Source organism: Tardiphaga sp. vice154 (assembly GCF_007018645.1).
Taxonomy (GTDB): domain Bacteria; phylum Pseudomonadota; class Alphaproteobacteria; order Rhizobiales; family Xanthobacteraceae; genus Tardiphaga.
On record NZ_CP041399.1, the window covers coordinates 43,984 to 58,037 of the forward strand.

The following is a 14,054-nucleotide window of genomic DNA, read 5'->3' on the forward strand; positions in this document are numbered from 1 at the left end:
TCCCTGCATGGAAAACTACCCGGACTGGGTGGCGGTCGTCAATACATATGTGTATGGTGAGGGTGTGAAAGATCGCCTCACCATCACCGACTGGATCAAGCATGGCCTGCGGACGCTGGCTGGCCAGGGCGAACAGGCCCTGAAGGTCGGCGCACTGGCCGCCGGGCTGGACGTGTCGCGCGGCAGTTTCTACTGGCATTTCAAGGACATCGAGGATTATCGCCAGGCCTTGCTGCGGGAATGGCGGGAGCGTGTCGGCGACCGCGTGATCCGCGATATCGACACCACGCTCACCGGGCCGGCGCGATTGACCGCCTTGATGCGGCTCGGTTTTGAGGAAGATCGCAGGCTCGACCGCGCCATCCGGTCATGGGCGACCACCGACCCGTCGGCCGCGGCCGTGGTGGCGTCGGTTGATCTGCAGCGGGTGGCCTATATCGCCAAGCTGCTGACCGAATCCGGGGTCGAGAGCCGCAAGGCGCTGCCCCGCGCCGAGTTCATCTACTGGGCCTATATCGGCCAGTCCGCCGTGATGCATCAGGCGCAAACCGCCATCACCGAAGCTGACGTCGACGACCTCGGCGCCTTGTTCACGCGGTAGTCCGGCAATGTCGACGACCGCGCCCGCCGGCTCGGCAGCCTTGCCCTAAGCGCCTGATCTGACCGGCTGAATCGGCAATTATGATGCGGAAGTTAACTTTTACGGCCGATCCGCCACGATCCTTAACCGGTTATTTACCGTAACAGGAAAAAGTCCGGGACAGAGGCAGACCGCCCGCGCCGTTCGCAATTGTTCCGTCATCGGGACGTGCGGGGCCGGGAACAGGCTGAACAAGGCTCGGAACCGGAATGAATTCGCGCGTATCCTGGAATGTAGAAGGCATCGAGCCGTCGGTTCGCGAGCGGGCCGAAGCGGCTGCGCGCCGCGCCGGGATGTCGCTCGGCGACTGGCTGAACTCGACCATCGGCGATACGGCGCCGCCGTCCTTTACCTCACCGAACCAACGCGCGCGCACCGACCAGCCCCCGCTGATGCCGCGCCCGGCCTTGCCGCATCGCGAAGCCGCCGACGTCGCCGAGATCCACCACCGGCTCGACGCCATCACCCGGCAGATCGAACAATTTGCAAAACCCGTCGGCCAGGAGCCCGGCGTCGCCCGCCAGCTCAACGACGCGATCTCGCGGCTCGACGCCCGGCTCTCGCAGATCAACGAAGCCGCGCCTGCGCCGCACAGCCACGACACCGTCGAGCGCGCGGCCGCAAAGGTCTACAACCCGACGCCACCGATCGATCCGTTCTCGCTGGATTTTGCGATCTCCGAAATCACCGCGCGGCAGAGCGAGCTCGACGGCGTGCCACGGATGAATGCGCCGCCGATCGCACCGGCTCGCGCTGCCGCTGCCGCGCCTGTCGTGAACACATCTGCGATCGAGCGACAGCTATCGCATATCACCAGCCAGATCGACGCGCTGCAGCGCCCCGACACCGGCATCGAGCAGTCGATCGCCGCCTTCCGCTCTGAGCTCGCCGAAATCCGCAGCGTCGTCACCGAGGCGCTGCCGCGCCGCGCCATCGAGTCGCTCGAGAGCGAGATCCGCTCGCTCGCCCGGCGCATCGACGACAGCAAGCAGAGCGGCATCGACAATACGGCGTTGGCCGGCGTCGAACGCGCGCTCGGCGAAATCCGCGCCACGCTGCAGAGGCTGACGCCGGCCGAACAGCTCGCCGGATTCGACGACGCGATCCGCAACCTCGGCGGCAAGATCGACCTGATCGTGCGCTCCAGCGACGATCCCGGCACCATGCAGCAGCTCGAAGGCGCCATCGCCGCGCTTCGCGCGATCGTCTCCAACGTCGCCTCCAACGAGGCACTCGGACGTCTCGCCGGCGACGTGCAGTCGCTGTCGATGAAGGTCGACCAGCTGGCGCGCACCGACCAGCACAGCGATTCCTTTGCCGCGCTCGAAGCGCGCATCATGACGCTGACCACCGCGCTGGAAAACCGCGACAAGCCGCAGCCCGCGCCGAATTCCGAACATCTCGAAGGCGCATTAAAGGCGCTGTCGGACCGGCTCGACCATCTGCCGGTGGGCAATGACAGTTCGGCGGCGTTTGCGCATCTCGAGCAGCGCGTCTCCTATCTGCTGGAGCGGATCGAAACCACCAGCGATCCGCGCGCGGGCAATCTCGGCCGCGTCGAGGACGGGCTGCAGGACATTCTGCGCCATCTGGAGCGCCAGCAGGCGAGCTTCGCAGCACTGACCGAGGCCCGCAGCCTGCCGACGATGGACCCGGCGCTGGTCGATACCATCAAGCGCGAACTGTCCGACATGCGCTTCAGCCAGTCGGAGACCGACCGCCACACCCAGGATTCGCTGGAAGTCGTGCACGCCACGCTCGGCCATGTGGTCGATCGCCTGGCGATGATCGAAGGCGACCTGCGCAGCGTGAAGACCGCGCCGCCGATCCCGCACGCGCCGGTGGCGCGCGCCACGGTCAGCCCGACCACCATGGCGCCGCCGCCGCGCCCGCAATTGGCCAATCCCGTACAGCCCACCCCGCCCAAAGCGCTGCCGGTCGAACCGACCCCGGTGCCGCCGCAAGCCCGGTCCGGTCCGGTGGCGCAGTTCGATGCCGCGCCGCGCGAATTCGCGGCGACCGCCATCTCGCACGAGCCGGCGCCCGCCTTCTCGGCGCCGAAAAACGAGCTGCTCAAAATCGAGATCCCCAAAACCGAAACGCCCAAAACCGAGATTCCGAAGGCGATCAGCGACATTCTCGATCCGCCGTCGGCCGCCCGGATACCGCCTTCCTCCGACCGTGCGGCGGCCTCGCGACCGGCGGTCGATGCCCAATTGCCGCCGGATTTCCCGCTGGAGCCGGGAACCCGGCCGCAGGCCCGCGTCGGCACGCCGTCGGAACGCATTGCCGCCTCCGAGGAGGCGATCAGCGAAATCGTTGACGCCAAGGAGCAGGCCAACGCCTCCAGCTTCATCGCCGCCGCGCGCCGCGCGGCCAAGGCCGCTGCCGCGTCCGCCCCCGATCGATCGCGCCCCGCCGCGAAGCCTGCCGGCACCGAGGCCGGGGGCTCGACCATCAGTTCCAAGATCCGCTCGCTGCTGGTCGGCGTCAGCGTGGTCGTAATCGTGCTCGGCTCGTTCAAGGTGGCGATGACGCTGCTCGACAGCCCCTCGACGGCGCCGTTCATGCAACAGGCCCAGGACGCCGAGCCGCTCGAAGAAGCCGAGCCGGCGGAGCCCCAGAGCGCGCCGGCAGCGCCCGCCCCGGCCATGCCCTCCTTGACCTCGCCGACCCCGATGGGCCGGCAGTCGCTCAACGCCCAGGCGCCCGCCACGCAGCCCGCGCCGGCACCGCAAGCGGTGCCACAGGCGCCCGCCGTGCCCTACATCTCGCCGGACGTGACCGGCAGCATTACGCCCCCGCAGCCGCCGGTGGCCGGTGCCGTCCCGGTATTGCCGCCGAGCGGCCAGAAGCTTGCGACGGTCCCGATCCCCGCCAGCGAGAAGCTGCCCGACGCGATCGGCGGCGCGCTGCGTAGCGCGGCGTTGAAGGGCGACGCCACCGCGGCCTTCGAGATCGGCGCACGCTATGCCGAAGGCAGGGGCGTTGCCGTCAATTTCGACGAGGCCACCAAATGGTACGGCCGCGCGGCGGACGCCGGCGTGGTGCCGGCGATGTTCCGGCTCGGCACGCTGTTTGAGAAAGGCATGAGCGGCAAAAAGGACCTCGACGCCGCGCGCCGCTATTACCTGCAGGCCGCCGAGCGTGGCAACGCCAAGGCGATGCACAATCTCGCGGTGCTCGACGCCGATGGCGCGGGCCGCGGCGCCAACTACAAGAGCGCGTCGCTCTGGTTCCGCAAGGCGGCCGAACGCGGCGTCGCCGACAGCCAGTTCAACCTCGGTATTCTCTACGCCCGCGGTATCGGCGTCGAACAGAACCTTGCCGAATCCTTCAAATGGTTCAGCCTCGCCGCCGCCCAGGGCGACGCCGATGCCGGCCGCAAGCGCGACGACGTCGCCAAGCGCCTCGATCCGTCGTCGCTGGCGGCAGCGAAGCTCGCGATCCAGTCCTTCACGCCGGTAGGCCAGCCCGACGACGCCATCAACGTCCACGCCCCCGCCGGCGGCTGGGACGGCCCGGACGCCGCGAAAGCAACCGGCAAGCGCGCGGCGAAGTAGAAAGCACTGTCATTCCGGGGCGCGAGCGCGTTAGCGGCGAGCGAGCCCGGAATGACAAGGGGGTCGCAGGCCACCTGCATTCACCAAAACCGTTCACCACCTTGCGAAGTGCGTCATCGCGCCCGCCGAAAAACCTCGTCCATGAGGATTTCCTTAATCCGCTCCGGCGGCTAATCGGTTATGCAGGGAGCGCGGCGCGATCCGCGCGTCCGCCAAACATGCCGTGAGCGGTTTCGGCCCGTCTCGAGGCCCTATTCCGAAGCGAACGCGCGTGCAGCTGTATCTCCCGATCGCCGACATTCCCGTCAACGTGTTCCTGATCCTCGCGATGGGCGCCGCGGTGGGATTCGTGTCCGGCATGTTCGGGATCGGCGGCGGCTTCCTGATGACCCCGCTGTTGATCTTCGTCGGCATCGCGCCCGCCGTCGCGGTCGCCTCGGTCGCCAGCCACATCGCCGCCTCGTCATTCTCCGGCGCGCTGTCCTACTGGCGGAGGCGCGCGATCGACCCCGCGCTGGCCGCCGTGTTGTTATCCGGCGGCATCATCGGCACCGCGCTTGGCGTCTTCGTGTTCACGCTGCTGCGCAACCTTGGCCAGCTCGACCTGCTGATCGCCCTGTCCTATGTCGTGCTGCTCAGTACCGTCGGCGGGCTGATGTTCTGGGAAGGGCTGCGCGCCATCGTACGGGTACGCCGCGGCGAGACCATCCAGCTGCGCCGTTCGGGCAGCCATGGCTGGATCCACGGCCTGCCGCTGAAGATGCGCTTCAAGCGCTCCAAGATCTATCTGTCGGTGATCCCGATCGTCGCAACCGGCCTGGTGATCGGCTTCATCGGCGCGGTGATGGGCATCGGCGGCAGCTTCATCCTGATCCCGATCATGATCTACTGGCTGCGAATTCCGACCTCCACGGTGATCGGCACCTCGATGGTGCTGACGCTGGTGACCATGGTGTTCGCGACACTGCTGCACGCTGTGACCAACCATCTGGTCGATGCCGTGCTGGCGCTGATCCTGATGGTCGGCGGCGTCACCGGCGCGCAGTTCGGCGCCCGCGCCGGGCAGAAGATCCGCGGCGAACAATTGCGGCTGCTGCTCGGCCTGCTGATCCTGGCGGTCGGCATCCGCTTTGCCATCGAGCTGGTGATCCAGCCGGCCGACCTGTTCACCATCCGCGAGACCGGAGGTGCGGGATGAGGGCGCTCGCCGCGATCCTGCTGACGATGGCCTTCGCCGCGCCCGCGCAGGCCGAGCGGCTGATCGTCTCGGTGTCGAACCACCGCGTCACCGTGACGCCGAATTATGCCGGCGAGGAGCTGGTGCTGTTCGGCTCGGTCGAGAAGGACGACAAGACGCCGGCGGTCACCGGCAATTACGATCTCGTCGTCACCGTCTCGGGCCCGCGCGCCGACCTCGTCACGCGGCGCAAGGAACGCCGCTTCGGGATCTGGATCAACACCGACTCCCGCCAGTTCCTGAAGGTGCCATCCTATCTCTCGGTGTTCGCCAACCGACCGATCGACGCGATCGCGCCGCCTGACGTGCAACGCCGCCAGCAGCTTGGCCTGTCCAACGTGCTGCTGACGCAGCGGGTCGGCACCGACTATGCCGATGTGGTGGCGACCGACGCTTTCCGCAGTGCTTTCGTTCGGTTGCGCAGCGAGCACGGCCTGTATCGCGAAGCGACCTCTGCGGTCACATTCCTGACGCCGACCTTGTTTCGCACCGGCATCCCGCTGCCCGCGGAAGTGCCGATCGGCACCTATGACATCGAGATCAAGCTGTTTGCCAATGGCGCGCTGATCTCGAAGGCCGACACCGCCTTCGACATCGTCAAGGTCGGCTTCGAGCAGTTCGTTGCCAATGCCGCGCGCAACCACGGTCTGTTCTACGGCCTGGTGACGGCGCTGATGGCGCTGATGACCGGCTGGATGGCGTCCGTCGTGTTCCGAAGAGATTAGCGAGGGTCGCTACAGGAAGAACCCGACGCCCATCGCGATCACGCTCAGCGTCATGGCGGCGGTGGAGAGCCAGCCGAGCCAGTACAGCGGCCCCTTGATGGTGAACTGGCCCATCACCGCCCTGCGGCGCGACATGACCATCAGCAGGATCATCACGGGTACCGCGAGCACGCCATTGATCACAGCGCTCCAGTACAGTGCCGAGATGGGGTTGATTGGGGTGAAGTTCAGCCCGATGCCGATCGCAGCGGCCAGTGCCAGCACCGAATAGAACGCCACCGCCTCGCGCGGCTTGCGGTCGAGGCCGACACGCCAGCGGCGGCCTTCGCCCACCGCGTAGGCGGTCGAGCCGGCGAGAACCGGTATTGCCAGGAGGCCGGTGCCGACGATGCCGAGCGCGAAGATGATTTCAGCGAACGCGCCGGCGACGGGACGCAGCGCTTCGGCGGCCTGCGCGGAAGACTGGATGTCGGTCTTGCCGGTGGCATGCAGGGTTGCGGCGGCGGTGATGATGATCGACAGCGCGATCAGGTTGGAAAACGCCATGCCGATGATAGTGTCGGCGCGAATGCGCGAAAATTCCATGGCTGCCTGGAGCGGCGCCTTGATCAGCGGCTTCTTGTCGGGGTCGATGCGCTCGTCCTCGGCCTCCTGCGAGGCCTGCCAGAAGAACAGGTAGGGCGAGATCGTGGTGCCGAGAATCGCGACCACCGTGGTCAGATAATCCTCGCTCCAGGTGATGCGCGGCACGAGTATGCCGGACAGGGCTTCGCCCCAGTGCACCTTGGATACGGCGAGCGCGCCGACATAGGCGAACAGACACAGCGTCAGCCACTTCAGAACCGAAACGTAGCGCCTGTAGTCGAAGAAGATCTGTGCGGCGACAGACAGCACGCCGAACGCCACGACGTAGACGATACCCGGGCCGCCGATCAGGAGCTTGGTCGCATCGGCCATCGCGCCGAGATCGGCGGCGATATTGATGACATTGGCGACGAACAGCAGCAGGACGATGAAATTCAGCAGCAGCGACGAATAATGCCGGCAGACATTTCCGGCAATGCCGCGCCCGGTGACGCGGCCGACCCGGCCGGAGATTTCCTGGATCGCGGCCATCAGCGGGAAGGTCAGCAGCATGGTCCAGCCGATGCCGTAGCCGAGCTGCGCGCCGGCCTGGCTGTAGGTGCCGATGCCGGAGGGATCGTCGTCGGAGGCGCCGGTGATCAGGCCGGGACCGAGCGACTTGACGAAACCCTTGAAGCGAAATGTTTCCGGACGCTGCGCGTCGAGGTTCGCTTTGATCGTGTCTGCTTCGTCCGGCATTTCCAGCCCCTCTCCGCCAAATGCGGCAACGCATCGTCAGGGGTAGCGTTCTGCGATACGAACAGGCAACCGCTATTTCAGCAGCAGCGCGATGCCGCAATCGCATACAGACGTCTGTCACCGAGCACATGGGCGACGAAGCCGAGCGTCTGGAAGATTTTTGCAAAGGCGGCGTCGCGAATATTGAGCCCACCGGTGTAGGCGCCGAACGCCGGCATGACGGCGCGCAGGCCGTCGCTGGCAAAGCAGCGCCGCTCCATCGAGCGGCCGCGCGTCGTGACGCGCGCCTTGGGATGCAGATGGCCGGCGATCTCGCCCTGTGCGCCGGTCGGCTCGTGGCGAAAGGTGATCGGCCCGATTGCGACTTCGTCGGTGACGATGCCGCCGATGTCCGACGACAATGCGGGATCGTGGTTGCCGGCGATCCAGACCCAGTCGCGCCCCTTCTGCAATGCGGCGACGACCTCGCGATTCGCCAGCGTCAGCCGGTCGTGGGCATGGCGGTCATGAAAACTGTCACCGAGCGCGATCACCGTGCGTGGATCGTGCCGCGCGATCACCGCGCCGAGCCGGCCGAGTGTGGCAATGGTATCGTACGGCGGCAGCAGCACGCCGCGCATCGCGTAGCTCGAACCTTTCTCGAGATGCAGGTCGGAGACCACGAGCAGCCGCTGCTCTTCCCAATACAACGCACCGGAGAGATCGGCATGCAGCGTGACGCCGGCGATGCTGACGGTCGACTCCCCTCCCCCTTGCGGGGAGGGGTCGGGGGTGGGGGTTGCACGGAGCGCCGTCATATCATCAGAGCTCCGCATCTACCCCCCTCCCCGACCCTCCCCCGCAAGGGGGGGAGGGAGCGCACGGTCTGCGCATCAATTACAATTATCGCATCGCCTCGTTGACGAGTTCCTCGGCGGCTTCCGCCAGCAACTCGTCGGAGGCTTCGCCGTACACCTGTTCGCGGCCGATTTCCAGCATCACCGGCACCGCCAGAGGCGAGACGCGATCGAGTTCCTTGTGGACGATGCGGCCCTGGATCCGCACCAGCATGTCGCTGAGGCGGCGGATATCCAGCAATCCCGTCGCGGCGTCCGCACGCGCGGCGCGCAGCAGCACATGATCGGGCTGGTGCTTGCGCAGCACGTCGTAGATCAGGTCGGTGGAGAACAGCACCTGGCGCTTGGTCTTTTCGGCGCCGGTAAAGCGGGTGTGGATCAGGCCGGAGATCACCGCACAGGTGCGGAAGGTGCGCTTCATCAGCGCCGATTCGGCGAGCCACGCTTCGAGATCGTCGCCCAGCATGTCGGGGTCGAACAACGCGTCGAGGTCGAGGCGGCCGTGGCAGATCATGTGCGACATGTCGCCGAGGCCCCACACCGCCAGCGCATATTCATTGGCGACAAATCCAAGCGGACGCGCCCGCCCGCGCTCCAGCCGCCGCGTCAGCAGCATGCCGAGCGTCTGGTGCGCGAGGCGGCCTTCGAACGGATAGCAAACAAGATAGAATTTGTCGGCGCGCGGAAAGGTCTCGACGACCAGTTCGCGCACGCCCGGCACATGCGACACATGCGCCTGCAGCGACAGCCATTCGGCGACCTGGTCGGGCAGCCCCTTCCATGCCTGCTCGCTGTCGAGCAATTTGCGGACGCGCTCGGCGAGATAGGTAGAGAGCGGAAACTTGCCGCCCATATAGGACGGCACGCGGGCATCCTTGTCATTGGCCCGCGAGACGTAGACTTGGTCCTCGACCAGCGATTCGTAGCGCACCACCTCGCCGCCGAACACGAAGGTGTCGCCGACCACGAGATTCTCGACGAAGTACTCCTCGATCTGGCCGAGCATGCGCCCGCCGCGCGCCAGCGCGCCGGTGGCCCGCTTGCCTTTGCCGTTGCCGCCGCGCACCAGCCGCACCCGCAGCATGGTATCCTCGACGATGGTGCCGACATTCATGCGGTACATCTGCCGCACCTTGGGATTGGTGACGCGCCACCTTCCCTGCTTGTCCTGTTTGATGCGCGCGAAGCGCTCATAGCTCTTCAGCGCATAGCCACCCGAGGCGACGAAATCGAGCGTGTCATCGAAATTGGCGCGGGTCATCTCTGTGTAAGGCGCAGCGGTTCGGACTTCGTCGAACAGGTCATCGGCGAGAAACGGCGCGCCGCAGGCACAGCCCAGAATGTGCTGCGCCAGAACGTCGAGCGCGCCGGTCCGCAACGGCGGTGTGTCCTGCGCATTCTCGGCTACGGCATCGATGGCCACGGCGCATTCCAGCACTTCGAAACGATTGGCCGGCACCAGCACCGCCCGCGAGGCTTCGTTGAGGCGATGATTGGCACGGCCGATGCGCTGCATCAGCCGCGAGGCGCCCTTGGGCGCCCCGACATTGATGACCAGGTCGACATCGCCCCAGTCGACGCCGAGATCGAGCGAGGAGGTGCAGACCACGCCCTGCAGTTTTCCCGCGGCCATCGCGTCCTCGACGCGGCGGCGCTGGCCGACATCGAGCGAGCCGTGATGCAGCGCGATCGCAAGGTTGTCGTCGTTCATCCGCCACAGGTCCTGGAACAGCATCTCGGCCTGGCTGCGCGTGTTGACGAAGACGAGCGTGGTCCTGTTGGCCTTCACGAGGTCGTAAATCTCGCCGAGCGCATGGCGCGCGGAATGGCCGGCCCAGGGCAGCCGCTCCTTGGTGTCGAGCATCTCGACCACCGGCGCCGCGGCACCGCCGGCCGTGACGATGTCCGCGGACAGCACTTCGCCGTCCGTTTGCGGCACCAGGAAGCGCGCCAGCGATTCCGGTTCGGCGACGGTGGCCGACAGGCCGATGATACGCATGTCGGGCGCCAGCTTCCACAGCCGCGACAGCCCGAGCGACAAGAGGTCGCCGCGTTTCGAGGTCACCAGCGCGTGCAACTCGTCGAGCACGACGCGCTTCAGCGAGCCGAACAGGAACGGCGCATCGTCGGACGATAGCAGCAGCGCGAGCTGTTCCGGCGTGGTGAGCAGAATGTCCGGCGGATATTTGCGCTGCCGGGCGCGGCGCGACACCGGGGTGTCGCCGGTGCGGGTCTCGACCCGGATCGGCAACCCCATTTGCGCGATCGGCGCCTCCAGATTGCGCGCAATATCGACGGCCAGTGCCTTCAGCGGCGAGATGTACAGCGTGTGCAGCCCGCGGCTCGACGTGACGCCACGCCCGGTCGAGACGAGGGACTTGCTTTGCTTCGTTAGAGCGACGGCGATCTGCTCCCCTCCCCCCGTGCGAAGCGAAGCTTCGCTCGGCGGCGAGGGGTCGGCGGTTGGGGTGCCGCGGGCGACGGCGCTTGTGGCCCCCCCTCCCCGGCCCTCCCCCGCAAGGGGGTAGGGGGCACTGAGCGCAGCGATTGGTGCAGAAACGTCAGCCCCGCTCAGCTCCACCAACGTCGGCAGAAATCCCGCCAGCGTCTTGCCGGCGCCGGTCGGTGCGATCAGCAATGCCGAACGGTTTTCACGGGCCTTTTGCAGCAGCGCCAATTGATGGTCGCGCGGCGACCAGCCCCGCGCGGCGAACCAGCGCGTGAAGATCTCGGGCAAATCGGACGGGGGATTTTTCTTTTTCGTGGCCACCGGAAACAGTTAGTCATCGCGCGCCGTCATTGCGAGAGACGTCGCAATGACGGCGCTGGCGCGGTCTACTGGCTGACCGGTTTGTCCGACAGATCCCAGTCGCTGCCGTTGAAGGTGCCTACATAGAGCGCGCTGACGGTGGTGTAGTCGGTCGGCGTGAAGCCGTAGGTGATGCCGGGCAGGAACACCGGTGCGCGGTAGCCGCTGAGGCTGGTGGCGTGCTTGAGCACGTTCTCGCGGGTCAGTTCATCGCCGCAACGGCGCAGGATCTCGGCCATCGTCACGCCCTGCGAATAGCCCTGGAACGCGATGGTGTTGTCGGGATCGACGTTCGGCAGATACTTCTTGCGCAGTTCCTGGAAGGCCTGCACGTCGGCATCGTTCTTCCATTTCTCGCTCCCGACTTCCTTGGTGTAGCTCATCGCGACGATCCCCTTGGCATTCTCGGCGCCGGCGGAATTGATGATCGAGCGGCCGCTCGAGGTCGAAACCAGGAGATGCAGCGGCTTCCAGCCGAGTTCCGCCACCTTGCGGATGGTCTGCGACGTCGCCTTGCCGGTCGAGATGTTGAAGAACGTGTCGGCGCCGGACTTGGCCAGGTTGATCAGCTGCGAATCGATGGTCGGATCGGTGAGGTCGTAGGAAGCTTCTGCCACGATCTTCGCCGTGCCGCCGGCCTCGACCAGCACCTCCTTGAACGCATTCATGTAATCGCGGCCGAATTCGTCGTTCTGGAACAGCACCGCCACCTTGGCGTTCGGGTTCTTCTGCAGCAGGTAGCGCGCGATAATGCGACCCTCGGTCGAATAGATCGGCAGCCCCGGCATGGTCCACTTGAACTCTTTCGGGTTGTTCCAACGCGACGCGCCGGTGTTCAGCAGCAGTTGCGGGACCTTCTTGCTGTTGAGATATTTCTGCACGGCCGATTGCGGCGCGGTGCCCAATGATCCGAACAGCGCCAGCACCTCGTCCTGCTCGACGAGGCGGCGGGTCGCCTCCACCGTCTTCGGCGCGCTGTAGGCGTCGTCCTGCGACAGGAACGTGATCTTGCGGCCGTTGATGCCGCCTTGTTCGTTCAGCATCTGGAAATAGGCCGCCTGGGTCCGCCCGATCACGCCGTACAGGGAACCCGGGCCGCTGTGGGGAATGGTCTGGCCGAGCTTGATCTCCGTGTCGGAGGCGCCGGGATCATATTTCTTGTCGGCGGCGAAGGCGGTGGATGCGAAAACGAGGGCAGCGGCAACGGCCGCGCTGCACAGGACGGACGGGTGACGCGAAAGCATCGAGGTTTCTCCCTGGGGCTGACCCGCCGGGGCGGGCCGCTTCAAAGCCGCCGCGTTGATCGCGGTCTGGCCGGCCGGCATCCTGTGCGGACCAGGGGATCTTGGCAATGGTCCGGGGGCGAAGCCTCATCGTTCTGGCCGCATGGAAGGGCGCACGGTTCCGAACATGCCGGCGGGCGTTTGAATGCGGAAAAAGGTATAATTTCGTCGCTTTCCCGGGCGCGCAATGTCCGTCACTGTGTCCCCCTAGATACAGCCAGCAGCCTCCGACTCCCGTAAGTTAACGGTTCAATTTGAACTGAGGTCGACCATGAAACGTATGATTGCCACTGGAGCGATGCTTGTTGCGACCGCTGTGAGCGCACAAGCCGCTGACATGGCCGCCAAGGCCCGCTACCTGAAGGCACCCGTGCTGGCCGTGTACAACTGGACCGGCTTTTACATGGGCGTCAACGCCGGCGTCGGCATCGGCCGCGACCGCACCGGCCACAGCTTCACCGGCGATTCGCTGTTCCTCGCCCCGCAGGGCGTCCTCGGCGGCGGCCAGATCGGCTACAACTGGCAGGGCGACTCGCTGCTCGGCCCGATCGTGTACGGCATCGAAGCCGACATCCAGGGCGCCGACATGAGCGACGGCCGCACCAACGTCATCGGCGCAGGCGGCCTGCGCACCGCCTACAGCTCCAAGGTTGACTGGTTCGGCACCGTTCGCGGCCGCATCGGTCTCTCGCAGGGCCCGGTTCTCAGCTACTTCACCGGCGGTTACGCTTACGGCAACGTCAAGACCTCGATCACCGAAGGCGGCGTGGCCGCATTCTCGAACGATCGCATGCAGGGCGGCTGGACCGTCGGCTCCGGTGTTGAAGCAGCGCTGGGCGGCAACTGGACCGGCAAGATCGAATATCTCTACTTGAACCTCGGCAACAAGACCGACGCCTTCACCGCCGTCGTGCCGCAGACCTTCAGCACCGAGATCCGCGAAAACATCTTCCGCGTCGGCCTGAACTACCGCATCAACGGCAACCCGGCGTACGCTCCGGTCGTTGCGGCGAACTGGACCGGCCTCTACCTCGGCGGCAACGTCGGTTCGGGCACCGGCCGCGATCGCAGCTCACTGACCTCAGTTGCGGGAGTCAACGAGCAGTTCAACCTGTCGCCCGACGGCATCATCGGCGGCGGTCAGATCGGCTACAACTGGCAGGCCGGCAACATCGTGTACGGCGTCGAAGCCGACTTCCAGGGTTCGTCCCAGAAGGACAACAAGACCACCGCGCTGACCGGACTGGCTTCCTACGACGCCACGCTGCCCTGGTTCGGCACCGTTCGCGGCCGTCTCGGCTACTCGGTCGGTCAGACCCTGTTCTACGCCACCGGCGGTTACGCCTACGGCAGCGTGAAGACCAAGATCAACGTGGCCGGCACCTCGAACAGCCTGTCCAAGACCCAGGACGGCTACGCCGTCGGCGGCGGCATCGAGACCCCGTTCAAACTGCTCGGCCTGTTCGGGCCGCAGTGGACCACCAAGACCGAATATCTTTACGTCGATCTCGGCTCCAGCACCGACCTGGTCGGCACCACGGGCTACACCTCGACCACCAAGGTCACGGAACACATCTTCCGCACCGGCGTGAACTACCACTTCAACTCCCCGATCGTTGCCAAGTACTAAGCCTCGCA

9 protein-coding genes are annotated in these 14,054 nt (G+C 66.1%); 5 read left to right on the forward strand and 4 right to left on the reverse strand.

Features of this window, described 5'->3' with window-relative positions; all coding sequences use genetic code 11:
- Window positions 1-7 precede the first annotated feature (7 nt).
- From FIU28_RS00170 to FIU28_RS00185, 4 genes are all read left to right on the forward strand, one after another.
- Complete coding sequence (locus FIU28_RS00170) at window positions 8-601, forward strand: TetR/AcrR family transcriptional regulator (RefSeq protein WP_143571103.1); 594 nt, start codon at window positions 8-10, stop codon at window positions 599-601.
- Window positions 602-849: 248 nt separating this feature from the next.
- The gene (locus FIU28_RS00175) at window positions 850-4,203 is read left to right on the forward strand and encodes an SEL1-like repeat protein (protein ID WP_143571104.1); all 3,354 of its coding nucleotides are present in this window, start codon (window positions 850-852) and stop codon (window positions 4,201-4,203) included.
- 271 nt (window positions 4,204-4,474) lie between these two features.
- Window positions 4,475-5,401, forward strand: a complete 927-nt coding sequence (locus FIU28_RS00180; protein WP_168202819.1) for a sulfite exporter TauE/SafE family protein — start codon at window positions 4,475-4,477, stop codon at window positions 5,399-5,401.
- Window positions 5,398-6,165, forward strand: a complete 768-nt coding sequence (locus FIU28_RS00185; protein ID WP_143571106.1) for a TIGR02186 family protein — start codon at window positions 5,398-5,400, stop codon at window positions 6,163-6,165. The genes FIU28_RS00180 and FIU28_RS00185 overlap by 4 nt, the downstream gene beginning before the upstream one ends.
- Window positions 6,166-6,174: 9 nt before the next feature.
- Here the strand turns inward: FIU28_RS00185 and FIU28_RS00190 are convergent, their stop codons facing one another.
- From FIU28_RS00190 to FIU28_RS00205, 4 genes are all read right to left on the reverse strand, one after another.
- Window positions 6,175-7,488, reverse strand: coding sequence for an NRAMP family divalent metal transporter (locus FIU28_RS00190; RefSeq protein WP_143571107.1), 1,314 nt, complete (start codon window positions 7,486-7,488; stop codon window positions 6,175-6,177).
- A gap of 77 nt (window positions 7,489-7,565) precedes the next feature.
- Entirely contained in the window at window positions 7,566-8,285 is a 720-nt protein-coding gene (pdeM, locus tag FIU28_RS00195) for a ligase-associated DNA damage response endonuclease PdeM (protein WP_143571108.1), read from the reverse strand.
- Window positions 8,286-8,370: 85 nt separating this feature from the next.
- On the reverse strand, window positions 8,371-11,061 hold the full coding sequence (locus FIU28_RS00200; protein WP_246660825.1) for a ligase-associated DNA damage response DEXH box helicase: 2,691 nt from the start codon (window positions 11,059-11,061) through the stop codon (window positions 8,371-8,373).
- Window positions 11,062-11,159: 98 nt separating this feature from the next.
- On the reverse strand, window positions 11,160-12,377 hold the full coding sequence (locus FIU28_RS00205) for an ABC transporter substrate-binding protein (RefSeq protein ID WP_143571110.1): 1,218 nt from the start codon (window positions 12,375-12,377) through the stop codon (window positions 11,160-11,162).
- Window positions 12,378-12,687: 310 nt separating this feature from the next.
- Here FIU28_RS00205 and FIU28_RS00210 point away from each other — a divergent pair, with 310 nt between their 5' ends.
- Complete coding sequence (locus FIU28_RS00210) at window positions 12,688-14,046, forward strand: outer membrane protein (RefSeq protein WP_143571111.1); 1,359 nt, start codon at window positions 12,688-12,690, stop codon at window positions 14,044-14,046.
- Window positions 14,047-14,054: the final 8 nt, after the last annotated feature.

Excerpts from the sequence above, each read along its gene's own strand:
- FIU28_RS00185 (WP_143571106.1), top strand. The coding sequence starts at position 5,398 with ATGAGGGCGCTCGCCGCGATCCTGCTGACGATGGCCTTCGCCGCGCCC.
- FIU28_RS00170 (WP_143571103.1), top strand. The coding sequence starts at position 8 with ATGGAAAACTACCCGGACTGGGTGGCGGTCGTCAATACATATGTGTAT.
- pdeM (WP_143571108.1), bottom strand. The coding sequence starts at position 8,285 with ATGACGGCGCTCCGTGCAACCCCCACCCCCGACCCCTCCCCGCAAGGG.
- FIU28_RS00175 (WP_143571104.1), top strand. The coding sequence starts at position 850 with ATGAATTCGCGCGTATCCTGGAATGTAGAAGGCATCGAGCCGTCGGTT.
- FIU28_RS00190 (WP_143571107.1), bottom strand. The coding sequence starts at position 7,488 with ATGCCGGACGAAGCAGACACGATCAAAGCGAACCTCGACGCGCAGCGT.
- FIU28_RS00205 (WP_143571110.1), bottom strand. The coding sequence starts at position 12,377 with ATGCTTTCGCGTCACCCGTCCGTCCTGTGCAGCGCGGCCGTTGCCGCT.
- FIU28_RS00210 (WP_143571111.1), top strand. The coding sequence starts at position 12,688 with ATGAAACGTATGATTGCCACTGGAGCGATGCTTGTTGCGACCGCTGTG.